This window comes from Lacibacter sp. MH-610 (genome assembly GCF_045780045.1).
Lineage (GTDB): Bacteria > Bacteroidota > Bacteroidia > Chitinophagales > Chitinophagaceae > Lacibacter.
Genome location: NZ_CP116002.1, coordinates 2,984,274 through 3,007,213, shown reverse-complemented (window position 1 = coordinate 3,007,213; position 22,940 = coordinate 2,984,274). Strand labels below are relative to the sequence as shown.

At 41.5% G+C, this 22,940-nt stretch carries 19 protein-coding genes; 12 read left to right on the top strand and 7 right to left on the bottom strand.

What is annotated here, in order from left to right; translation table 11 throughout:
- Positions 1 to 12 precede the first annotated feature (12 nt).
- Positions 13 to 3,138: a membrane dipeptidase gene (locus tag PDL71_RS13855; RefSeq protein ID WP_407522064.1), complete on the top strand. Its 3,126-nt coding sequence runs from the start codon at positions 13 to 15 to the stop codon at positions 3,136 to 3,138.
- Positions 3,139 to 3,150: 12 nt separating this feature from the next.
- Positions 3,151 to 4,410: a hypothetical protein gene (locus PDL71_RS13850; protein WP_407522062.1), complete on the top strand. Its 1,260-nt coding sequence runs from the start codon at positions 3,151 to 3,153 to the stop codon at positions 4,408 to 4,410.
- 83 nt (positions 4,411 to 4,493) lie between these two features.
- On the opposite strand, the gene PDL71_RS13845 is transcribed toward PDL71_RS13850, so the two are convergent.
- The gene (locus PDL71_RS13845) at positions 4,494 to 5,216 is read right to left on the bottom strand and encodes a YebC/PmpR family DNA-binding transcriptional regulator (protein WP_407522061.1); all 723 of its coding nucleotides are present in this window, start codon (positions 5,214 to 5,216) and stop codon (positions 4,494 to 4,496) included.
- Positions 5,217 to 5,430: 214 nt separating this feature from the next.
- Entirely contained in the window at positions 5,431 to 6,966 is a 1,536-nt protein-coding gene (locus tag PDL71_RS13840; protein WP_407522059.1) for an amino acid permease, read from the bottom strand.
- Positions 6,967 to 7,105: 139 nt separating this feature from the next.
- Here PDL71_RS13840 and PDL71_RS13835 point away from each other — a divergent pair, with 139 nt between their 5' ends.
- The 6 genes from PDL71_RS13835 to PDL71_RS13810 all read left to right on the top strand — a co-directional run bounded on the left by PDL71_RS13835 (position 7,106) and on the right by PDL71_RS13810 (position 13,517).
- Complete coding sequence (locus tag PDL71_RS13835) at positions 7,106 to 8,356, top strand: dicarboxylate/amino acid:cation symporter (RefSeq protein ID WP_407522057.1); 1,251 nt, start codon at positions 7,106 to 7,108, stop codon at positions 8,354 to 8,356.
- A gap of 55 nt (positions 8,357 to 8,411) precedes the next feature.
- A complete protein-coding gene (locus PDL71_RS13830) occupies positions 8,412 to 9,371 on the top strand; it encodes a DedA family protein (protein WP_407522055.1) in 960 nt (319 codons plus the stop codon).
- Between the two features lie 14 nt (positions 9,372 to 9,385).
- Positions 9,386 to 10,645 carry an MFS transporter gene (locus PDL71_RS13825; RefSeq protein ID WP_407522053.1) on the top strand — a complete coding sequence of 420 codons (1,260 nt, stop codon included), beginning with the start codon at positions 9,386 to 9,388 and terminating at the stop codon, positions 10,643 to 10,645.
- Positions 10,646 to 10,656: 11 nt separating this feature from the next.
- A complete protein-coding gene (locus PDL71_RS13820) occupies positions 10,657 to 11,286 on the top strand; it encodes a CatA-like O-acetyltransferase (protein ID WP_407522052.1) in 630 nt (209 codons plus the stop codon).
- A gap of 3 nt (positions 11,287 to 11,289) precedes the next feature.
- Positions 11,290 to 12,285, top strand: coding sequence for a glycosyltransferase family 9 protein (locus PDL71_RS13815; protein ID WP_407522050.1), 996 nt, complete (start codon positions 11,290 to 11,292; stop codon positions 12,283 to 12,285).
- A 143-nt stretch (positions 12,286 to 12,428) separates the two neighbouring features.
- On the top strand, positions 12,429 to 13,517 hold the full coding sequence (locus PDL71_RS13810) for a T9SS type A sorting domain-containing protein (RefSeq protein ID WP_407522048.1): 1,089 nt from the start codon (positions 12,429 to 12,431) through the stop codon (positions 13,515 to 13,517).
- 46 nt (positions 13,518 to 13,563) lie between these two features.
- On the opposite strand, the gene PDL71_RS13805 is transcribed toward PDL71_RS13810, so the two are convergent.
- The 3 genes from PDL71_RS13805 to PDL71_RS13795 all read right to left on the bottom strand — a co-directional run bounded on the left by PDL71_RS13805 (position 13,564) and on the right by PDL71_RS13795 (position 15,643).
- Positions 13,564 to 13,956, bottom strand: coding sequence for a hypothetical protein (locus PDL71_RS13805; RefSeq protein ID WP_407522046.1), 393 nt, complete (start codon positions 13,954 to 13,956; stop codon positions 13,564 to 13,566).
- Between the two features lie 149 nt (positions 13,957 to 14,105).
- Positions 14,106 to 15,035 (bottom strand): malate dehydrogenase, encoded by a 930-nt coding sequence (mdh, locus tag PDL71_RS13800; protein ID WP_407522044.1) that lies wholly within the window; start codon positions 15,033 to 15,035, stop codon positions 14,106 to 14,108.
- A gap of 110 nt (positions 15,036 to 15,145) precedes the next feature.
- Positions 15,146 to 15,643: a TlpA family protein disulfide reductase gene (locus PDL71_RS13795; protein WP_407522042.1), complete on the bottom strand. Its 498-nt coding sequence runs from the start codon at positions 15,641 to 15,643 to the stop codon at positions 15,146 to 15,148.
- Positions 15,644 to 15,884: 241 nt separating this feature from the next.
- Here PDL71_RS13795 and efp point away from each other — a divergent pair, with 241 nt between their 5' ends.
- The 4 genes from efp to accC all read left to right on the top strand — a co-directional run bounded on the left by efp (position 15,885) and on the right by accC (position 18,978).
- Positions 15,885 to 16,451, top strand: coding sequence for an elongation factor P (gene efp / locus PDL71_RS13790; protein ID WP_407522040.1), 567 nt, complete (start codon positions 15,885 to 15,887; stop codon positions 16,449 to 16,451).
- Between the two features lie 171 nt (positions 16,452 to 16,622).
- The gene (gene accB, locus PDL71_RS13785; protein ID WP_407522038.1) at positions 16,623 to 17,114 is read left to right on the top strand and encodes an acetyl-CoA carboxylase biotin carboxyl carrier protein; all 492 of its coding nucleotides are present in this window, start codon (positions 16,623 to 16,625) and stop codon (positions 17,112 to 17,114) included.
- 76 nt (positions 17,115 to 17,190) lie between these two features.
- Positions 17,191 to 17,583 (top strand): four helix bundle protein, encoded by a 393-nt coding sequence (locus PDL71_RS13780; RefSeq protein WP_407522036.1) that lies wholly within the window; start codon positions 17,191 to 17,193, stop codon positions 17,581 to 17,583.
- 57 nt (positions 17,584 to 17,640) lie between these two features.
- A complete protein-coding gene (accC, locus tag PDL71_RS13775; protein ID WP_407522034.1) occupies positions 17,641 to 18,978 on the top strand; it encodes an acetyl-CoA carboxylase biotin carboxylase subunit in 1,338 nt (445 codons plus the stop codon).
- Positions 18,979 to 19,303: 325 nt separating this feature from the next.
- Here the strand turns inward: accC and PDL71_RS13770 are convergent, their stop codons facing one another.
- A complete protein-coding gene (locus PDL71_RS13770) occupies positions 19,304 to 21,496 on the bottom strand; it encodes a glutamine synthetase III (protein ID WP_407522032.1) in 2,193 nt (730 codons plus the stop codon).
- Between the two features lie 167 nt (positions 21,497 to 21,663).
- The gene (locus tag PDL71_RS13765; protein WP_407522030.1) at positions 21,664 to 22,914 is read right to left on the bottom strand and encodes a hypothetical protein; all 1,251 of its coding nucleotides are present in this window, start codon (positions 22,912 to 22,914) and stop codon (positions 21,664 to 21,666) included.
- Positions 22,915 to 22,940 lie beyond the last annotated feature (26 nt).

Sequence of the window (22,940 nt, the reverse complement as noted above, 5' to 3'; positions counted from 1 at the left end):
AAAGCATATCCAATGAAAGTTTTTATTTTTTTTCTGTTGATGATCTTTCAGTTTGCTGCAATTGCACAACAACCCAATGCTGATGCCGAACGTATGCTGCAGGCATTAAAGCAAAGCGGCCTGGTGCGGCAGGAAGGTAATCATCTCATTTTTAAAGTGCAGAAAGCAAGCGATACACCCAGGATAAAAATGATGTATGGTGCTTTTTTCAGCAGCGATCAATGGACTATAGGTTTTGATGTGGACGGCAAATATTATGACAGCAAAAAACAATCAACAGTTAACCCGGCTCTTACAAACAAAATACTTCCGGTAAGGAAAGACTGCATCAATGATATAAATATTATTACGGCCGAACGATTTATTGAGCGTGGTGTGTTAAGCATGAAAGGTAAAACCATGTATTATAAATACAATATCCCTGCCGATACACAACTGTTTCGTCAAAACTATCCTTGCAAAGTCCGGTACCAAAACAATGTATATGATGTGGTTTTTTATAAAGGAGGCTCAAAGCCTGCTTCAGGCGATTCTATGTATGCAGTGAGTAATCATACCATAGCTGTACCATCAGCAACCATACGGGAATATGAGTTTTTAAAGAATCCTGATTTTGAAATACCTTCAACAACAGTTCCTCACTGGAAAAGAAACGGAACTGCATTCAATGATTCATGGGAAAGCCAAAACCTGTTAACATGGAATGACATGAAGGTAGTAGCCGTAGGTGGAGACTATTGGAAAGATCTTGATTATGCCAGAGGTGTTCATGAACGTTACTGGATGACGTCGTTGCCGAAAGATTATGGAATTCCATGGGCGGACAGAAAAAAAAGAAAAAGCAGCGCAACAGGTACATTAATTTCTGAACCATTCAAAATTTATTCCTTTCAGAAGTCGCTTAGTTTTTTAATAGCAGGTGGAAGAGATAATAACAATCTGAAAGTAGAGTTGCTCCACATCCAGGTGCGTTCCACTATCAGTGGTAACATTGCAATGCCTGACACACAATTACCGGGAACTGCAGGTGGAAGAATAGAAACCGGAGTTGATACCCTTTATACATCCATTACAGGTATTAATCCCAAAACCGGATTTAATAATGATAAGTTTTGCCGTGTGTGGTGGGATATCAGCAGGGTAGATACCTCAGCTTATTATGTAATACGGGTAACAGATAATTCCACAGCAAGAAATGAATGGGGATACATCAGTGTAGATGATTTTCGTTTTCGTGAAAAAATGCCTACTCAATACCGTAACAACGATTCATTGAGTGTGCTTCAAATAAAAATAAACGATTTCATTACAGGCGAAAAACATACTGTTTATATCGATTATTATACTCCGTTGTTTGGTGCTGCAGATACGCATACACATTTGATGAGTCACTTAAGTATGGGCGGCAAATTAATGTATGGCGCACCGGATATAGGTTCTTTAATGACGGCAGGAACCATTCATCATGATTATGGTGATCCGTTTGCTAAAGATTGCAATACTACTCCTGTACGGGCACGAACTCTTGAAGAAGCATTGGGCAACTGTAACGGTGCTCATGGAGGCTGGGGCCTTGATAATACCTGTGGCAACTATTTAAGAGCTATACTTCTGAACGTGGCTTTTGATGGTGAATATGTACACCGTGTGCCTTTTGAAACCAATATGCACGGTGATCATCCCCATGCAGGTTACCCCAATTTTTTACATTGGCCGCACCATTCTTCCATGAGCCACCAGCAGATGTATGTAGATTGGATTAAGCGTGCTTATGAAGGTGGGCTCAGAGTGTTGGTAACACTTGCAGTAAATAATGAACTGCTTGGAAATATGGTAGCAGGCGATGGGCCTTTTGATGATGTTACAGCTTATAATCTGCAAATACAGGAAATCAAAGCATTTGTGAGCCGCCATAATGATTTTATGGAAATTGCCTACACACCCGGGCAAATGCGCAGCATCATTCATAGTGGTAAGATGGCGGTAATACTTGGTATTGAGGTAGACAACCTTGGAAATTTTAATTATGCCGGCAATCCTGCAACTGAAGCAAAAGTGCGTGCAGAAATTGAGCGCATACATAACATGGGCGTAAGGTATATCTTCCCTATTCATTTAACGGATAATGCTTTTGGAGGCATGGCCGTTTACAGTGTACTCTTTGCCTTCAGTAATAAGTATGCACGCACACGCCCCCGCAATAACGGTGATCCGCTGCCTGCGGGTTATATGATTGAAGTAGAGTCAGCAAGTGATCCAAGGATTAATTATAAACTTGAATTATTGGATCGTAATCTGCCGCCCGGTACTACAGCCGGTTTAACAGTAGTGGCCAAACCATTACTTGATTTTATTGGCGAAATGCATTTTCCGCCTTTATTTGACGCCTTTAATTGCATTGAAGCAAAAGTGAAATGTATTCCTCAGTTTAAAATCATTCAAAGTCTGCTCAGTGAACCCGGCTGGGATTTTTATAATGCAGTTGGCGGTGGCCATGTCAATAAAATCGGGCTTACCAGTATTGGCAAATTTGCAGTGAGAGAAATGATGCGTTTAGGAATGATTGTTGATATTGATCATATGAGCGACAAAGCTGTGAATGATATATTTAATATTGCTGAAGAGTTTCAATATCCGCTCATTTCAGGACATAATGGTTTGCGTGAAGGTCGTTATGAAAATCCGGATCATGAGATTAATGAAAACAACCGTAGCCGTCAACAAATGACCAGGCTCACCAATTTGGGAGGCGTTTTTGGTTTAGGCATCGGCGAAAGTACATCACAACAATACTTAACTAATTTCAGGCTGGCATTAGGTATGATGGGCAACCGTGCCGTTACTATGGGTAGTGATATAAATGGATTTGTAGTAATGCCGTCTCCAAGACCCGGAGCCGCTGTAAAATATTTTCCCAGTACCAGCGAAAGTGCCATGCATCAATACTCATTTGGTAATAAAAGCTGGAATTATAATACGGAAGGCGTAGCTCATATTGGTTTGTACCCTGATTATTTTCAGGATTTAAAAAACCTCGGAATGTCTAAACGGGAGCGACAGGTATTTTTTTCAGCAGCAGATTATTTTGTAAACATGTGGCAGTTGTGTGAGCGGAACAAAGTAAATGTGCGGCAATAAAAAATGAACGATATGCATATAAAGATTGCTTTCTTTTTACTGTTTTCTTTTTGTTGTACTGTTACTTGTTTTGCACAATCATCCGGCCGTGATTCGCTTTTTGGCGGTCAGCCTCATGCAGCTTTCCTCAACAGTATTTTTGATGCGGATGTACTCACCGGCAGAAGCGTACCTCAAACCATTCCGCCAAACAGGGAAAAAATATGTTTTGATAAAATCATTAAAATCAAAACCGCAACCAGCCGTGGCCCGGCTGAGCAATGTTTGTTTCTCAATACAAAAATCGGGTTAATCGCATGGTCTCCGTTAAAACCGGGCAGCATCGGTATCTGTGATATCAAACCCGACCAGGAAGATTTCCGTTTGAGTGTTCTTGGCTTAAAAGGAAATATTTACAATTATACCAATGCTAAAAAGAAAGGTGGTATTGAGCATTGGGTGCAAACTTCTAACAGTGTAAACTATCAATACCAATTCGGCAATATGGCGGTAGCACCTTCTGTTGCGTTGAGAAAAAAAGCCGAGCGCCGGGATTATTGTGATGGTAAAGTAAAAGCGCAACTGTACAAAGCAGATGGCAAACCGGAAGAATGGTATCTCTGGGGAAAACAGTTTCCGGATGCGGTTGTTTTTCAGCCGCAGAAATACCTTGGCAATTTTGCAGTAGGTTATGCTTACAGCGATAAGGGTTTGTTCATCATTATGCAAATGGTGAGCGGTAGTATGGATTCAAAAATCATGGACATCCGAGATGCGGATATTTGTTTTGATCCTTCTCCCTTTAAAGTGTTTGAAGATGAGCAGCAGAATAAAATGCAGGAATCCATTACAAGAGAACGGGCACGAATTGCAAGAGAAGAAACAAAACCGGAAAAGTATGCAAGTTGCCAGTCAAAAAAAGATAAACTCCTCAATGCACAACGGGAAGCTTTACAGCGACGGGAGCAAAACATGCAGCAGGTGAAACGGGGCAATATGATGCAGGATATACGTACCCAACAGGCGCAGGCTGATCTGTACAGCCAGGATGATGCTATTGAACAAATGATTTTTGATACAGAATTAAAAATCTGCAGGGCAGAACAGCGACAGGCCGAACATCCAAGCGACAGTAATGCACAGAAAATAAGATGTCTTCGTGAAGCGCTGGCTCAACAGATACAAACCAAGGCAAGGTTTCAGCAAATCAACACACAGTTCCGCAATGAACCCGGCCGGCAGGTAATGGAAAAATCAAAAGCCATGATGCAGGCCATTCAGCGATGCGAATAAAAAGCAAAGGGCTGAAAAATTTTCAGCCCTTCGTATCTCTTACTTCGTACCTCTTACTTCGTACCTCATACCTCGTACTTGCCTCATCCCATATTATGAAACACCTTCTGCACATCATCATCCTGCTCTAAACGTTCAATGAGTTTACTGATATCTTCTGCCTGTTCATCCGTTACAGGAACAGTTGTAGTAGGAATCCATTCTAACTCTGCACTGATAGGAGTGATGCCTTTTTCTTCCAGTGCTTTCTGCATATTGCCAAAATCAGCAAAAGCACAACGTACTACTAAAATTTCTTCACCGTTTTCACCGGTACTTTCACCTAATTCTTCCAGGCCATAATCAATCAATTCCAGCTCCATTTCTTCTGCATTCAATCCCTCGGGCTTTAGTTTAAACACACCCATCTTCTTAAACTGAAACGCTACAGAACCGCTGTTGCCCAATGCACCGCCGCCTTTATTAAAATGACTTTTTACATTGGCTACGGTACGCACATGATTGTCTGTTGCTGTTTCCACTAACAGCGCCACACCATGCGGCGCATAACCTTCATACAGAATTTCATCATAGTTCACCAGCTCTTTGCCCTGTGCCCTTTTAATAGCCGCTTCCACACGGTCTTTAGGCATACCCACACTGCGTGCATTTTGAAAGCAACGACGCAGGGCAGCATTCGTGCCAGGGTCAGGGCCGCCTGCTTTTACTGCAATGATAATTTCCTTGCCGATGCGGGTGAACTGCTTGGCCATGCGGTCCCAGCGGGCAAACATGGTACTCTTTCTTACTTCAAAAATCCGTCCCATTGTAAATGTTTATGGTTTGTAATTTTTTTGTTTTTGGTTATCGGCTGTTACCGTTCTACTCATCTGTGGTGGCGTCGCACACTTGTACATTTGAATTCTATGCGGCCATCATTCAAAAACTCTGATTAAAAGCGACGGCAAATTTAGGGAAGTGGCATAAAACAAAAAACCGCCCTATTAATAGCAGGGCGGTTTTGATTATTTTGAAATAGGATTAATGTTTTTCAAAATCACTTGCTTTTGGTAAAACATCAGCAGGATTTCTCAACTTGCTGTGATGACGGCTGTACAGGAAATAAACAACCAATCCTAAGGCCATCCAGGCAAAAGCCACTTTCAATGTTTGGGAATCAAGACCCACAATCATCGCCGTACAAATAATCACACCCAATGCTGAAACTACAGGATAAATTGGCGTTTTGAACGGACGCTTAATGTTTGGAGATTTCACTCTCAATATCCAAACACCTGCACTTACCAATACAAACGCAAACAAGGTTCCGAAGGAGGTTAAATCACCTGCCACATGGCCGGGAACAAATGCAGCAAACAGTCCTACAAACACAAACAAAATCCAGTTGGCTTTATAAGGCGTTTTGAATTTGGGATGCAATTCACCAAAAGCTTTTGGTATCAATCCATCATTACTCATGGTATAGAAAATACGGCTTTGGCCCATCAACATCACGAGGATTACAGAAGAGAAACCGGCAAGAATCGCAATGGTTACACCTTTGGCCAGCCATCCGTAACCCGTCATGTAGGTTGAAATAGCATAAGCAACGGAAGCTTCACGTCCTTTTTCAGGATCTACAAATTCTTTCCAGTTAGCCACGCCTGTTAATACATGTCCGAATAAGATATAAAGAATGGTACAAACTACTAAGGAACCTAAAATACCAATCGGCATATCACGACTGGGATTTTTTGCTTCCTGTGCTGCAGTACTCACCGCATCAAAACCAATAAAGGCAAAGAATACAATGGCAGCACCACCCAGTACACCGCCGAGGCCATGTTTGTTCCATCCGCTGTAATCAGCAATTACTTTTCCGGCACTGTCTGTTACAGGAGCAGTATCTGCAGGAATTAAATAAGGCGTATGATTTTCAGGATTGATAAACTGCCAACCAATGGCAATGAACAATAACACAATTGCCACTTTAATAAACACGATGATCATGTTTACAATGGCACTTTCCTGCGTTCCTTTAATCAATAACAACGTAAGCAATAATAGAATTATAAGGGCCGGTGCATTCATAATACCGCTGTGATGTACACCTGCACTGTCAGTAAAGCTTTCAAATGGCGAGTGGCACCATTCATATGGAATAGCCCCTCCTAATAGCTTGTTTAAATATTCACTCCATGCAATTGAAACCGTAGCAGCGCCTAACGCATATTCCATAATTAAAGCCCAGCCGATAATCCATGCTACCAGCTCGCCCATTGTGGTATAGCTGTAAGCGTATGCACTACCGGCAATAGGAATCATGGCTGCAAACTCTGCATAACATAAACCGGCAAAGGCACAGCCTATGGCGGCAACAATAAATGAAAGTGTAACACCCGGACCCGCCGCCTGACCGGCAGCAGCAGCCGTTCTCACAAACAAACCCGCACCAATAATAGCTCCGATACCAAGGGCTACCAGATTGGCGGCACCTAATGTGCGTTTCAATCCTGATTCACCCTGCTCGGCCTGAGCCAGAATTTGTTCAAGCGGCTTTTTGGCAAATAAACTCATACAATTTGGTTATGGTTATAAAATTTAAGTAGGGCAAAATAGAGATTTATTGCATACAATCATCAAAAGATTTATTAACGGGCTCTCCTGTACGTCCAAAACCACAAAGCCGTATATTGCGACACATTCAACCAACCGTATGGGTAAAGGAAATAAGTTAACGATTTACATACTGATTGCCATGATTGCCGGTGCGGCCGTGGGTGCACTCATTTTTTATAATGCAGAGGCAGCCACCAAAGATTCACTGGCCAAAAATCTCAAACTGCTTACCACCATTTTCCTGCGTTTGGTACAAATGATTATTGCTCCTTTAGTGTTTACAACATTAGTGGTGGGCATTGCCAAGTTAGGCGATATGAAAACTGTGGGCCGTGTGGGAGGTAAAGCCATGCTCTGGTTTATTTCTGCATCGCTCATCAGTTTATTGATTGGTATGCTGCTGGTAAATCTTACCAAGCCGGGTATTGGTTTTGATCTGGCAGGAGCCACTGCAGAAGGTGTAAAAGATATTGCCGGTAAAACCCAATCTTTCAGCATTCAGAATTTTATTGAGCATGTGTTTCCCAAGAGTTTGGTGGAAGCTATGGCTACGAATGAAATTCTGCAGATTGTGGTGTTCTCTATCTTCTTTGGAATTGCAACAGCCTCCATGGGTGATTATGCAAAGCCCTTAATTAAAGGATTGGATATTGCTTCGCACATCATATTGCACATGGTAGGTTATGTAATGAAGTTTGCACCGCTGGGTGTGTTCGGTGCCATTGCTGCTACTATTGCTACAAAAGGATTTGAAATTTTTATTTTTTATGGAAAATATTTCTTTTCCTTCCTCGGCGGTATTGCTGTGTTATGGGTTGTTTTACTCTCCGTTGGTTATTTGATATTGGGCAAAAGAATGGTACAACTGATGAAGCGTATATCGCAACCCATGGTGATTGCTTTTAGTACCACCAGCAGCGAAGCAGTATTTCCCAAGTTAACGGAAGAGCTGGAGCGTTTTGGCTGCAAGGATAAAATTGTTTCTTTCATTTTACCACTGGGTTATTCGTTCAACTTAGATGGAAGTATGATGTATATGACCTTTGCATCCATCGCCATTGCCCAGGCTTTTGGTATTCAGCTGGATCTTGGTACACAGCTCACCATGCTGTTGGTACTCATGCTCACCAGTAAAGGAGTAGCCGGTGTGCCACGTGCCTCGTTGGTGGTAATTCTTGCTACCTGTGCCATGTTTGATATTCCGCCGGAAGGAGTGGCACTCATCCTGCCGATTGATCATTTCTGTGATATGTTCCGTAGTATGACCAATGTAATCGGCAATGCCCTTGCTACAAGTGTTGTAAGCAAGTGGGAAGGTGAACTGGGAGACGGAACTGCGGAAGCCTGATGTAATTCATATATCAACAATTATTTATCCTCCACTCATTTATAAAAAATTATTCATGCTTCGTTTTTTTGTATTGCTGGCCTTTTTGTTTTGTTCTGCCCATCTTATTGCACAACAGCAGGTAAAGATTTTTGTATTGAATCAATACGAAGCACCTGTTGATTTTTTTAAAGTAGATGGAAAAGAGTACCGCACTTCCAAAGATGGTTCTGTGTTGATTGATGTGCCCACTGCTGACTCTGCCATCTTCAGTGCTAAGGAATATCCGGCTACTGCTGTTTCAAAAATTGATATTAAAGATGGAGCCAACATCACTATCCGTAAAAAGTTTACCTGGAAAGACCTTGTAAACCCGATGTTTTACATCAACTACGGAGGCTTGTGGCTGTTGTTATTTATCATTTTTGCAGAAACCGGGTTGTTTATGGGTTTCTTTTTACCGGGTGACAGTTTGTTATTTGTAGCCGGTATTTACAGCAGTAACCTGGCCAATGAATTTTTAAAGTTGATTGGATTGGGTAATGTGCACAATGAGTGGCTGGAGTTGATTGTGTTGTGTGCCTTGCTTTCGATAGCAGGTATTCTCGGAAACCTGGTAGGTTACTGGACCGGTAAGAAAGTTGGTCCGGCCATGTACCACTGGAAAGACAACCTGTTATTTAAAAAACGATACCTGCATGAAGCGCATGATTTTTATGAGAAGCATGGCGGGGGTGCCATTGTTATGGCCCGCTTTCTGCCGATTGTAAGAACCTTTGCGCCTATTGTTGCCGGCATTGTAGAAATGGATCGTAAGAAATTTGTTTTTTTTAATATCATTGGTTCCATCTCCTGGGTGGTGAGTATGATTTTTGCCGGACACTTTTTACAGATTTGGGTAAAGAATCAATTTGGCATTGAGCTGAAAGATAAACTGGAACTCATTGTCATCATCATCATTGCGGTAACATCTGCGCCGGTGCTCTGGAAATTTTTCTTCAGCAAGCGCAAGGCTGATGCACCCAAAGCACATTAATTGAAAACTTGCTTATGACGGTTCAGAAAGAACATTCCATTTTTTCATTAGCAGTTGTTGTAGCTGCACTGGGTTATTTTGTTGACATCTATGATTTGTTGCTGTTTACCATTGTGCGGGAGCCCAGCATTGTAGGTATTGGTATAGATAAAGCTGATACAGCGGCTATGATTGCAGCCAGTACCAAAATCATTAACTGGCAAATGGTGGGACTGTTGCTGGGTGGTATTCTGTGGGGCACGATTGGTGATAAAAAAGGAAGATTGAGTGTGTTGTTTGGTTCTATTCTGTTATACTCTGTTGCCAATTTTGCAACCGGTTTTGTACAAACAGTTGATCAATATGCATGGGCCCGTTTTGTGGCCGGTTTAGGTTTAGCAGGCGAGTTGGGAGCAGGAATTACACTGGTGAGTGAATTACTGCCCAAAAACAAAAGAGGAATCGGTACTTCACTGGTGGCCGGTATTGGTTTATTCGGAGCTGTGTTTGCTTACTTTACCTTTCAATACACACAGGACTGGCGTTTGTGTTATAAGATTGGTGGCGGGTTGGGAATTGGTTTGCTGCTGCTTCGTGTAAGTGTAGCAGAAAGCGGAATGTTTAAACAGGTAAAAGATTCCAATGTGAGCCGAGGAAATATCCTGATGTTTTTTAATAACGCAACCCGTTTCAGAAAATACATACTGGCTATTCTTATCGGCCTGCCTACCTGGTATGTGATTGGTATTCTTGTGAATTTAAGTAATCGTTTTGCGGATGCATTTTATGGAGCAACTAAAGTTGACAGTGGCCGTGCCATCATGTTTGCTTATGCTGCTATTGCCACAGGCGATATTCTGATTGGTTTGGTGAGTCAGTATTTTAAGAGCCGCAAAAAAGCCTTGTATCTGTTTTATGCTTTTACCATTGTGGGATTGTTTTTATTCTTTTCGCCCCTTAATAATTCTGATACCGCCATGTATGCCATTTGTGCGTGGCTGGGTTTCAGTACAGGCTTCTGGGCCATTTTTGTAACCATGGGGGCAGAGCAATTCGGAACCAACTTAAGAGCAACAGCAGCTACTACCATTCCAAACATGGTCCGAGGTGCATTGCCATTAATAAATATGATGTTTTTAGGTCTCTTTCAAAAGAGTTGGGGTTGGAACTTAACCAAGAGTGGTATTGTAACCGGTGTTGTTGTAATGACGATAACATTAATCGCTGCTTATTTTACACAGGAAACCTTTCATAAAGATTTGAATTATGTGGAAGGAGAGGAGATGTTACCTTAAGTATTTTGCTAATGAAAGAATTTGATGTCAATAACTGGTCCAGAAGTAAATTGTTTCATTTCTTTAAAGATTATGAAGATCCTTTTTTTGGACTAACCGCAAATGTTGAAGTTTCAGCATTTCATACATTGTGTAAGCAAAACAATTATTCATTTGGCCTTTCTGTTTTGTATGCAGCCACGAAAGCAATCAACCAAATTCCTGAACTCAGATTTAGGATAAAAAATGGGAAGGTGTATGATTTTGATGTGATTTCACCCGGCACTACTATTTTACACCCGGATACAACTTTTTCATTTTGTTTTTTTGAAATGAAGCATTCCCTTTTTTCATTTCTTGAAGCTGCTAAGCCGGTTTTGAAACAGCATTTTGATAATGCTGATATTGATGCCAGGACTGATGATTTGAATGTTATTCATGGCTCGTCTCTTCCGTGGGTTTCTTTTACACAAATAAAACATGCCAGGCGCTTTAGTTCTGAAGACTCTATTCCAAAAATTACGTTTGGTAAATATTACACTTTTGATGAAAAACTGCTAATGCCTGTATCAATAGAAATAAATCATGCGCTTGCAGATGGCTACCATGCGGGATTGTTTTTTGAAAAATTTCAATTCTTCCTGAATAGCACAGAAATTTAAAGTATGAAATTTTTAATCATCCGATTTTCTTCCATAGGAGACATTGTTCTCACCACTCCCGTTGTTCGCTGTTTAAAACAGCAGGTGGCTGATGCAGAAGTGCATTACCTCACCAAATTCAGTTTTCATAAAGTGATTGCTGCCAATCCCTACGTTGATAAATTTCATTATCTCAATAATGATTGGGATTTGCTGCTGCATGAACTGAAAGAAGAAAACTTTGATTACATTATTGATCTGCATCATAACCTCCGCACTTTGAAAGTAAAGCGAGCATTGAAGGTGAAAGCATTTGCTTTTAATAAACTCAATCTTCAAAAATGGTTACTCACTAATTTCAGGATCAACCGCATGCCTGATGTACATATTGTAGACAGGTATTTAGAAAATGTAAAAGAGTTTGGTGTTAAGAATGATTACAAAGGCCTTGATTATTTTGTACCGAAAGAAGAAGAAACCAAACAAACGGATCTGCCGCACTCGCATCATCTTGGTTATATCGGTTTGGTGATTGGTGCTGCACACAATACCAAGCGATTGCCCCTGCATAAGCTTAAAGAACTTTGCTCCGCTTTGCATCATCCCATTATTTTACTGGGCGGACCGGAAGATGCTGCCATGGGTGAACAAATAGCATCCATTGACAAGGTCAAAATCTACAACGCCTGTGGCAAATTCTCCATCAACGAAAGCGCTGATCTTGTTCGAAAAGCAAAACTCATCATCACACATGATACCGGCTTAATGCATATTGCTGCGGCTTTTCAAAAACCCATCATCAGTATTTGGGGTAACACCGTGCCTGCCTTTGGGATGACGCCTTATTTTGGAAACACACAAGTACAAAATATGAAGTACGAAGTGCCAAACCTGCGTTGCCGTCCTTGTTCTAAGATCGGTTATGACAAATGCCCCAAAGGTCATTTTAAATGTATGGAGCAACAGGATGTACAGCATCTGGCTGCTGTGGCACAAAGCTGGGCCAAAACACTCCGTTAATCATTGCTGAGCCGATAGCTCATTTGCCGCTGCCGATTACTCAATGTGCCTGCTTTATACCCCGATTGTGTAATAGTTTGCACCAACCAAACAGATTAGTTTTATGGAACTGAAACTGATCTTCTACAATTAAATCAATCGGTATGAAACATAATTGGATCATTCTGCTGTTGCTCCTGGTTGTAAACACCGCTGCTGCACAATTAGTAATTACCAATGGTGCCGGTTTTACACTCACCGGTGATGCTGTATTGACCTTGCAGGATATGGACCTGGTGAATAATGGCACGTTCAATCAAACAACAGGAACCGTTCGTTTCAGCGGAACGGCTAACAGTAACATCAGTGGTACACAGTTTACCAAAATCCACATTCTGCAAATAGCAAAAACCGGAGCCGTACAAGTACAGCTGCAACGGACATTGAACATCGGTTCACAAATAAATTTTACAAGCGGAAGTATCAATCTCAACAATAACAATATTGAACTGGATGCAACGGCTTTTTTAAATGGTGAAACAGAAACGGCACGCATTACAGGCACTACAGGTGGCTATGTGCAAATCATCACCAACCTCAATGCACCTGCTGCTGCTAACCCCGGTAATTTAGGTGCCGTAATTACATCAGCTCAAAATCTTGGTTCTACTATCATCCGGCGAGGCCATACCGTACAATCAAATATTGTTTCCGGAAGGCCATCCATCAATCGCTACTTTGATATTACACCCACAACCAATACAGGATTGAATGCAACACTCCGCTTTAATTATTTTGATGCAGAGTTGAATGGCCGCACCGAAAATGCATTAGGCTTATGGCGCAGCAATGATAATGTAAACTGGACGGGCGTTGGTTTCAGCAGCCGGGATGCAATAGCTAATTTTGTTGAACAAACTGGCATTAATTCTTTTTCCAGGTGGACCTTAACGGATAATGATTTTCCTACCGGTGTGTTTGATGTGTTTGCTGATGGTGTAACCGGCATCCGTATGTGGCCTAACCCCACCGTTCAGGATTTGGTTGTAAGTGTTCGGGTAAAGAAAACTGTTGATGCTAATGTGATGCTGGTAGATATGAGCGGCAGAATTATTTCAACAATGGCTGCAAGGCTTCTGAATGGTGAAAATCAACTGCAGATAAAAGCCGATCGGATTCCTGCAGGTGCTTATACATTAATCATTGTAGCGGAGGATGGTTCTAAAATGCAGGGTAAGTTTATTAAACAATAACTTAATTTAAGTGCAGTAGCGGTTGCCTTTGGCAACCGCATTCTATTTAATTTAAACTGAATTTTCTTTTGAATCTGCTGCCGCAACCTTCTATACATCCAAAGTACCATATCTCAAGAGCACCATCTTTAAATTGGTAGCTGCATTTTTGCTCTCTGTTAAATGCCGGCGATTTTAATACAAAAGATGAATCAGTAAGATTTTCTATAGTGCCGCTTCTTCCCCAGAAATAGTTATCGTTGCTGGTTGTATAAGTTAAATTACTTTTAATTTCAATGGTAATATTGCTGGCAGGTTGCCAATGCCATGCCGTACCCGGGCTTATGTAGTTTTCATATTCCCTCCATTTTCCAAAAAGTGAATTCTCCGGCTCAGCATCTTCTGTTTTAGCACAGGAAATAAAAGCCACCAGTATAAACAGGAGTGAAACTTGTTTCATAAATATGATTTTAAATTCTGACCATCCGTAAATTGTTTTCGTTGCATCCGGCTTATTAAATCTAAAAGTCTGTAAAAGCAAAAACGGTTTCAGAATCCTGAAACCGTTTTATAATTAGCACATCAGCTAATTAGCAAATTAGCTCATTGTTAGAGTGTCTTCAACACATCGTTCATACTTCTTACTGCATCGGCACTCTTATTGAACAAAGCCTGCTCATCAGCATTCAAACCAAAATCAACGATTTTTTCCCAACCGTTGCGACCGATGGTTACAGGAACACCCAAACAGATATCTTTTTGTCCGTACTCGCCATCCAATGCTACACAGCAGGTAAAGAGTTTCTTTTCATCACGCAGAATACTTTCTACTAATGCAGCTCCTGCAGCACCGGGAGCATACCAGGCACTGGTGCCGATTAATGCTGTGAGTGTAGCGCCACCCACCATGGTATCTTTTACAATTTTTTCCTGTTGCTCTTTGCTGAGGAAGTTGGTTACAGGTACACTGTTCCAGGTAGCTAAACGAATCAAAGGAATCATCGTAGTGTCACCATGACCACCTACTACAACTGCATTCAGATCAGAAGGTGAGCAACCGAGATGTTGAGAGAGTTGATATTTAAAACGGCTGCTGTCAAGCGTTCCGCCCATACCGATTATTCTGTTTTTTGGTAAGCCTGTTGATTGCAATGCCAGGTAGGTCATTGTATCCATCGGGTTACTGATAACGATGATGATGGCATTAGGTGAATGCTTTAAAATGTTTTCGCACACACCTTTTACAATTCCTGCATTTACACCAATCAATTCTTCACGGGTCATACCTGGTTTGCGTGGTAAACCGGAAGTGATCACCACTACATCACTGTTGGCAGTTTTAGTGTAGTCGTTGGTGCTGCCCACAATCTTGGTATCAAAACCAAGTAGGGTAGCTGTTTGCATCATATCCTGTGCTTTACCTTCGGCAATTCCTTCTTTAATATCCAGCAATACCAGTTCAGAACACAATTCTTTACGGGCAATATTATCGGCACAGGTTGCACCTACGGCTCCGGCACCTACAACAGTAACTTTCATGGAAAACAATTTTATAAGTTGAAGAATAAATTTTGTGCCGCAAAGGTAGTGGGAGCAGGGGTTACTGCCAACGGATTTTCATCAGCAGCAAAACTGATGCATGCCTCTTCTTAATCTTTGGGTAATTGAGCCAGCAGGGTTTCTATTTTCACCTGCCCATCATTGGTGTAAAGCAGTTCTCCTTTTTTATTGTACAAGGCGAGGTAGGGTGTAAACTGGGCCCGGTAGTAAGGAGAGAAAAAATACAACACATCCCGCCCCATGATTATGTTTTTAAACCGTTGCAACCGGTAGGTTTCGTAAAAGGTTTTCATTTGGTTAAAGGGCAGCACCGTAGTCATTACAATCTGTGTGTTTTTAAACGCTGCTATATTTTGGATGATGTCTTCGGTTTGATGCTGGCAATGATCACAATCCGGGCTGAAGAGCATGATGAGGGTATTCTTTTTACCGTCGAGGTTCTCCGTGTAAAAACTGGTGCTGCTGTCTACCAGCAGCAGTTTAAAATCAGGAATCTTTAATCCTTTGAGATGTGCGGGGATGGAATCAACAGATGCCGTTGCATTGAGTGCCAGCAGAACGGTGTAACAAAAGAGGAATGATTTCATTGGTTTTATTTACGGGATGAAGATAAAGAATGTCTTGTGTTCAGGTAAGTTGCTGAAGTTGGCTTGCCTCATTGGAAAACGGAACCCTGAAGTGTGCGACGCAAAATGGCTCCCTCGCCGGCACCTGAGCCCGTTACACCAAACTGCATTTTCTGCTTTAGGTGTTTAAAAATTTCGTACCTCCCAGTTCGTATTTCGTACATGCCGATCCCTTACCTTTGCCCCCTCAAAAAAAGCGTTTATGGCAAATACTTCAGACATCAGCCGTGGCATGATCATTAAGCAGGACGGCAGTCTTTACAAAGTGATTGAATTTGGTGAAAACAAAACAGCCCGTGCGGCCGCCAAAGTATGGGCAAAATTAAAAGGGGTTGATAACAACCGTTCTATTGAAGTTACCTGGAACAGTGGTGAAACCATTTACCCCGTGCGTGTGGAGCGTCATGATTTCCAGTTTTTGTATAAAGATGATACCGGCTACAATTTCATGAATACCGAAAGTTTTGAGCAGATTGCCGTACAGGAAGCGGTGATTGATGCGCCTCAGTTTTTGAAAGAAGGGGATGCTGTGAGTGCCCTCATCAATACCGAAACGGACCAACCGATGAGTATTGAATTGCCTGATAAAATTGTGGTGAAGGTAACTTATAGTGAGCCCGGAGTTAGAGGTGATACAGCTACCCGTACATTAAAGCCGGCTACTGTTGAAACCGGGGCTACCGTAATGGTTCCTTTGTTTGTAAACGAGGGCGAACTCATCCGCATCAACACCAAAACAGGTGATTATGTGGAGCGTGTAAAAGAATAATTTCTGCAAATTATCAATAAACTGTAACGGGCCGATTTTTACTGAAATCGGCCCTTTTTTATTTGTTTTTGGGCTTAATTTGATGAAAATCGGCTAAAAATGATGAAAATCCACTTTGTTTCATACCTTAGCCGCCATTCAAAATTTCTCAACTAAATTAAACTTACGTTTATGGATTTGAAACAAATTCAGGAGTTGATCAAGATGGTCAACAAAAGCAATCTCAGTGAAGTAAGTATCGAACAGAAAGACTTTAAAATTACCATAAAACAAAAAGAAGAGATCATACAGCAGGCGGTGTTCAGTGGAGGTTATGCTCCGGCACCAATTGCAGCACCCGCTGCTCCGGCTTCTTTACCAGCTCCTGCAGCTGCACCTGCTGCTCCTGCAGCACCGGCAGCACCCAAAGCTGATGACAGCAAATACATTACCATCAAAAGCCCCATGATCGGAACCTTCTACCGCAAGGCTTCACCGGATAAACCTGCGTTTGTAGAAGTGGGTGATGAAGTAACACCCGGTAAAGTGGTATGTATTGTAGAAGCGATGAAACTCTTTAATGAAATTGAAAGTGAGGTGAAAGGAAAGATTGTAAAAGTGCTGGAAGATGATCATAGTCCCGTGGAATACGATCAGCCTTTGTTCCTTGTTGATCCCAGCTAAACAATTAGCTGATTAGCTAATGTGCTAATTAGCTGATGCAGGTTCAGACAGATTTGTTAATCATGAATATTCTGTTATGCAGAAAGAGCTCATTGACAATAACCCGATACTGAAACTCTCCATTGAATTTGCAAAAATGATACTTGATTATTGCGATGTATTGCAGGAGATGAAGAAGTACACAATCAGCACTCAGTTGTTAAAGTCAGGAACTTCCATTGGGGCAAATTGCATGGAAGCTCAAAATGCAGAGAGCAAAGCTGATTTTATCCACAAAATAAAAATTGCTGCAAAAGAGGCAGATGAAACACAGTATTGGTTAGTGCTTTGCAGCTACGGTAACAATTATCCTGATACCATACTGCTAGAAGAACGGTTAACAGAAATTCAAAAAGTGATCAACAAGATTTTAGGAACAGCCAAACGAAAACATCCATTTAGTTATATACTCAGTTTTTTCATTTTTTAATCGTTGATGTATTAATTAGCAAATTAGCACATCATCACATTAACTAATTGTTCAACCATGTTTAAGAAAATTTTAATTGCCAACAGGGGTGAGATTGCATTGCGTATCATCCGCACCTGTCGTGAAATGGGCATTCGTACAGTAGCGGTGTATTCAACGGCTGATCGTGAAAGTTTGCATGTGAAGTTTGCTGATGAAGCAGTTTGTATCGGTAAACCAGCCGGTGCAGATTCTTATCTCAATATTCCCAATATTATTGCGGCAGCTGAAATTACCAATGCAGATGCTATTCATCCCGGTTATGGATTCTTAGCAGAGAATGCACGTTTTGCTGAAATCTGCGGACAGAATGGTATTAAGTTCATTGGGCCCACGCCGGATCAGATCCGTTCAATGGGTGATAAGATTACCGCCAAAGAAACCATGATTAAAGCCGGTGTGCCGGTAGTGCCCGGCGGCGGTGGTTTGCTGGAAAGTGTAGAGCAGGCAAAATCCATTGCTAAGGAAGTAGGTTACCCGGTGATCCTCAAGGCAACAGCCGGTGGTGGTGGTAAGGGTATGCGTGTGGTGTGGACAGAAGAAGAACTGGAACGTAACTACAACATGGCCAAAACCGAAGCAGCCGCTGCGTTTAAGAATGATGGTGTGTACATGGAAAAGTTTGTGGAAGAACCACGTCATATTGAAATACAAGTAGCCGGTGATAGTTACGGAACCGTTTGTCATTTAAGTGAAAGAGATTGTTCTATTCAACGTCGTCACCAGAAATTAGTGGAAGAATCACCTTCTCCTTTTATGACGCCTGAACTGCGTAAAGCTATGGGCGAAGCCGCAAAAAAGGCCGCAGGTGCTATTGGTTATGAAAGTGTGGGTACTATTGAATTCCTTGTAGATAAGCACCGCAATTTCTACTTCATGGAAATGAACACCCGTATCCAGGTAGAACATTGTGTAACGGAAGAGGTTACCAATTTTGATTTGATTAAGGAACAGATCTTAATTGCTGCGGGTGAAAAGATCAGCGGTTTGGATTACGAACCGACCATGCATGCTATTGAATGCCGCATCAATGCAGAAGATCCTTACAATGATTTTCGTCCAAGCCCCGGAAAGATCACTACGTTGCATACACCGGGCGGACATGGTATTCGTGTAGATAGCCATGTGTACGCCGGTTATACCATTCCTCCGTACTATGATTCTATGATTGCCAAGATCATTGCTGTAGCACGTACCAGGGAAGAAGCCATCAACACCATGAGCCGTGCGTTGAGTGAATATGTGATTGAAGGTGTAAAAACAACCATTCCATTCCATCAGCAACTGATGAAAGATGAAAACTTCAGGAAGGGCAACTTTACAACCAAGTTTCTGGAAAGTTTCAAAATGAAATAATCAAAAATCCCGCTCATGAAGCGGGATTTTTGATTGAATGGCATTTTGTTTATTGAAGATTGCCGATTCGACTTTTAAATTCTAATACATGCATATGTAAATTTTTACTTATTACTAAGGTATCTGACGCCTCAACGGCGTCCTGATACCAAACACTAAATTTTAAGAGGCCTATGGTGTCAGGACGTTGAAAACGTCAGACACCTATTGAGAATCTTGCATATAGTTTAAAGAACAGTAAACTAAAATAGAAATTACAAACTAACAGCAAATAGAAAACCCCCGAAGACTCGGGGGTTTGTACGATTGCTTGCTACATTAAAAACTATCTTAAGAATAATAATTCTCTGTACTTAGGCAGGTACCAGCTGGCATCATCAACTAATAATTCCAGCTTGTCTACATGATAACGGATGTCATCAAAGTACTTACCTTTTACTTCATCGCAATAAGCTATAGCCATGGCACGTGTACCTTGTGTATTGTTGGCTTTCTTACGTGCTTCAATCATTTGCTCAACGAGGTCGCTTACCTTATTGATGTGCAATGAAATTTTCTCCAGTATCTGCAATTGATTGGCATAAGCACTCTTATCAACACCAATATCTTTTAACCCTTTAATGTTATTGATCAAAATGTTTTGATACTTGATAGCACCGGGTAAAATATGACTGGTGCAAAGCTCGCCCATAATTCGTCCTTCAATCTGTACTTTCTTAATGTACTTCTCCAGTTCAATTTCATGACGTGCTTCCAGTTCTGCATGATTATAAACACCAGTGCTTTCAAACAGTTCTTTTGCTTTTTTAGTCACCATGGCATCCAGAGCAAGTGGAGTTGTTTTTACATTAGGCAATCCACGACGCTCGGCTTCCTGCGCCCATGCTTCACTGTAACCATCACCTTCAAACAATACTTTTTTGCTTTCGCTGATGTATTGCTGCAATACATGCATGATGGCAATTTCTTTCTTATCACCTTTTTCAATCAAAGCATCCACTTCTTTTTTGAAACGGCTGAGTGTTTCTGCCATAATGGAATTGAGAACGGTCATGGCATTGGCACAGTTGGCGCTGGAACCCACCGCACGGAATTCAAATTTGTTTCCGGTAAAGGCAAAAGGTGAAGTACGGTTACGGTCTGTATTATCCAGGAGCAGTTCAGGAATACTCTTGTGTAAATCCAGTTTCAGAATCGCTTCGTCCTGCTCATCAAACTTATCCGTTACACGTTTTTCAACTGCATCTAAAACTTCACTTAAGTATTTACCAACAAATACAGAGATGATAGCAGGAGGCGCTTCATTCGCACCCAAGCGGTGATCATTACCGGCGCTGGCAATAGAAGCACGCAACAGATCTGCATACACATCCACTGCACGGATCACATTCACAAAGAAGGTGAGGAACATTAAATTGGTCTTGGGCGTTTTGCCGGGAGCCAACAAGTTTACACCGGTATCAGTAGCCATACTCCAGTTGTTGTGCTTACCACTACCGTTAATACCTGCAAATGGTTTTTCATGCATCAATACACGCAGGTTATGACGACGAGCTACACGATCCATTACATCCATCAACAAAGAGTTATGATCAACGGCAATACTTACTTCTTCAAAAATAGGAGCGCACTCAAACTGTGCAGGCGCTACTTCATTATGACGTGTACGTAAAGGAATACCGAGTTTATAAGATTCAGTTTCAAAATCTCTCATGAAAGCATATACACGCTCAGGAATAGAACCAAAGTAATGATCTTCCAACTGTTGGCCTTTTGCAGGAGAGTGACCAAACACTGTACGTCCGCTCAACACTAAATCTGGACGGGCATTGAACAATGCCTCATCCACTACAAAATATTCCTGTTCCCAGCCGAGTGTAGCAGTAACACGTGTTACATTCTTATCAAAATAATTACAAACCTCAACGGCATTTTTATTTAATGATTCGAGTGATTTAAGCAAGGGACCTTTGTAATCCAGTAATTCACCGGTGTAAGAAACAAAGATGGTAGGAATACAAAGTGTTTTACCGCTTCCTGTTTCCAGGATAAAAGCAGGCGAAGAAGGATCCCATGCTGTATAACCACGGGCTTCAAAAGTGGCACGCAAACCTCCGCTTGGGAATGAAGAAGCATCAGGTTCCTGTTGTATTAATGCAGCACCGTCAAATTCTTCAATAGCGGTACCATCACCTTTCAACGTAAAGAAAGAGTCGTGTTTCTCTGCAGTTGTTCCGGTAAGCGGTTGAAACCAGTGTGTGTAATGTGTTACACCTTTTGCTTCTGCCCATTGACGGATACCGCTTGAAATCTGGTTGGCCATAGAACGGTCAATGCGTTTGCCGCCTTTTACAGATGCCACCAGGCTTTTGTATGCCTCATCACTTAAATATTCACGGGCTGTTTTGAGGGTAAAAACATTTTCACCAAAAATGGCTGTGATTTTGGTAGAGTCGCCGGCTTGTGCATCAGGCTGAACTCTTAAATTGTCGATTGCTTTAAAACGGAGAGACTGCATGAGTTGAGTTATTTTGAAATGCAAAAAAAAGGAAAACCACTCAAAAAACTTAAAGAATTTACGAATGTAACCTGTTTTTTATCAACACAAACAGTTGTTTTTGTTGAAATCGGCCCGTTAAACCATTGAATCGCACCAGTTAACCGGGGGAACAAAAAACATAAAAATTATTTTAATGTATAATTTGACCATTTGCTTGTTGCAAGTATGGGAACAATGAGCAGTGGTAGGAAAATGCTGCGGTATCTTACAATTGCCCCTAATTGGGGAACGATATAACCGGTGAGCAGCAGCAGCGAAAGTGAGATGAGCAGGAAGAATAAAATGACTGAGTGTCGGTAAGGATTTTCAGTAAAGCGGAAGAACCAAACAAAAATGATGAGCCAGAGTATAAATAATTCAATAGCACAAACAAGATAAAGTGGTGAATCAATCTCAGTAATATAGGGTCTTGCCAGGGTATGATTGAGGGCTTGCGGGGCATTTTTTGCAAAGCTGGGAAAAGTGGCTTTCAGTTCCCGTTGCGGTAAGATGGAATTACCCCCCAGCTTTTGAAAATCTTTTTGCCGCAGTACAATGGAAATCGGCAGGTCCACTTTTGGATGGATATATTTTGATGTAAAGAAAAGTGTAATGCCAATAACCGTTACCAGCCCGAACGCTATCCATTTTTGTTTGAAAAAACGTTCGGCCAGCCACCATGCAGCAAAACCCGGAACCGCAGCAAGCACAACATGATTCCTAACCGGGAAAATGAACAGGACCAGCATACCTATCAGCAACAATCGTTTCCATCCCAGCTTCTTTTCTTTCAAACCGAAATGAAAAAGATAAGCAGCCAATGCCAGCAATGTAAATACAAGTCCGTCTTTATGAATACCGGATGTCCAGAATAAAAAAGAAGGAATAAGAAAAGTACCGATAGTTAATAATTTCAACTTACCCGGGAACACATCATTCATGATGCGTAGAAAAGCAATGGGCCCGAAAAATGTGAGGAAGGAATAAAAAATAACATTCACATAATAACGGGAGCCGCTGAGCAGGTTAAAAATAGAAACCAGCCGCACCATATAGTTGTGCTTCAGGTCTTTCCAATAAGAATTTACTGAAGAAAATAAATGGCGGTAAAGTTTATGCTCAGGGTTGTCAAAAATGCTTCCGAAATAACGGGCAGGATCTTCCAGCAGCAGTTTTTTTGCATCATCACCCTGAAAGAAAAAACTCCAGGAATCAGAAGCTAAATGATAATTCGGAATATGCTGGTAATACCAACCGTAAGCAATACCGGCAGTTACTTTCAATAGAAATAAACTAAGGATAGCCCAAACCGGCAACCCGGTTTTTTGAATAAACCCGGTGCGGGTGATAAGCCAGCAGAACAAAACGAGATATATGACAAACAGGAAATAAGTCATGTTGGATTTGTCAAAATAAAATAATT

What these genes read in the sequence shown, in the direction of transcription:
- PDL71_RS13855 (WP_407522064.1), top strand. Translation starts at nt 13, where the DNA reads ATGAAAGTTTTTATTTTTTTTCTGTTGATGATCTTTCAGTTTGCTGCA.
- PDL71_RS13850 (WP_407522062.1), top strand. Translation starts at nt 3,151, where the DNA reads ATGCATATAAAGATTGCTTTCTTTTTACTGTTTTCTTTTTGTTGTACT.
- PDL71_RS13815 (WP_407522050.1), top strand. Translation starts at nt 11,290, where the DNA reads ATGAAATTTTTAATCATCCGATTTTCTTCCATAGGAGACATTGTTCTC.
- PDL71_RS13830 (WP_407522055.1), top strand. Translation starts at nt 8,412, where the DNA reads ATGCTTCGTTTTTTTGTATTGCTGGCCTTTTTGTTTTGTTCTGCCCAT.
- PDL71_RS13795 (WP_407522042.1), bottom strand. Translation starts at nt 15,643, where the DNA reads ATGAAATCATTCCTCTTTTGTTACACCGTTCTGCTGGCACTCAATGCA.
- accB (WP_407522038.1), top strand. Translation starts at nt 16,623, where the DNA reads ATGGATTTGAAACAAATTCAGGAGTTGATCAAGATGGTCAACAAAAGC.
- PDL71_RS13810 (WP_407522048.1), top strand. Translation starts at nt 12,429, where the DNA reads ATGAAACATAATTGGATCATTCTGCTGTTGCTCCTGGTTGTAAACACC.
- PDL71_RS13845 (WP_407522061.1), bottom strand. Translation starts at nt 5,216, where the DNA reads ATGGGACGGATTTTTGAAGTAAGAAAGAGTACCATGTTTGCCCGCTGG.
- PDL71_RS13805 (WP_407522046.1), bottom strand. Translation starts at nt 13,956, where the DNA reads ATGAAACAAGTTTCACTCCTGTTTATACTGGTGGCTTTTATTTCCTGT.
- mdh (WP_407522044.1), bottom strand. Translation starts at nt 15,035, where the DNA reads ATGAAAGTTACTGTTGTAGGTGCCGGAGCCGTAGGTGCAACCTGTGCC.
- PDL71_RS13765 (WP_407522030.1), bottom strand. Translation starts at nt 22,914, where the DNA reads ATGACTTATTTCCTGTTTGTCATATATCTCGTTTTGTTCTGCTGGCTT.
- PDL71_RS13825 (WP_407522053.1), top strand. Translation starts at nt 9,386, where the DNA reads ATGACGGTTCAGAAAGAACATTCCATTTTTTCATTAGCAGTTGTTGTA.
- PDL71_RS13835 (WP_407522057.1), top strand. Translation starts at nt 7,106, where the DNA reads ATGGGTAAAGGAAATAAGTTAACGATTTACATACTGATTGCCATGATT.
- efp (WP_407522040.1), top strand. Translation starts at nt 15,885, where the DNA reads ATGGCAAATACTTCAGACATCAGCCGTGGCATGATCATTAAGCAGGAC.
- accC (WP_407522034.1), top strand. Translation starts at nt 17,641, where the DNA reads ATGTTTAAGAAAATTTTAATTGCCAACAGGGGTGAGATTGCATTGCGT.
- PDL71_RS13840 (WP_407522059.1), bottom strand. Translation starts at nt 6,966, where the DNA reads ATGAGTTTATTTGCCAAAAAGCCGCTTGAACAAATTCTGGCTCAGGCC.
- PDL71_RS13780 (WP_407522036.1), top strand. Translation starts at nt 17,191, where the DNA reads ATGCAGAAAGAGCTCATTGACAATAACCCGATACTGAAACTCTCCATT.
- PDL71_RS13820 (WP_407522052.1), top strand. Translation starts at nt 10,657, where the DNA reads ATGAAAGAATTTGATGTCAATAACTGGTCCAGAAGTAAATTGTTTCAT.
- PDL71_RS13770 (WP_407522032.1), bottom strand. Translation starts at nt 21,496, where the DNA reads ATGCAGTCTCTCCGTTTTAAAGCAATCGACAATTTAAGAGTTCAGCCT.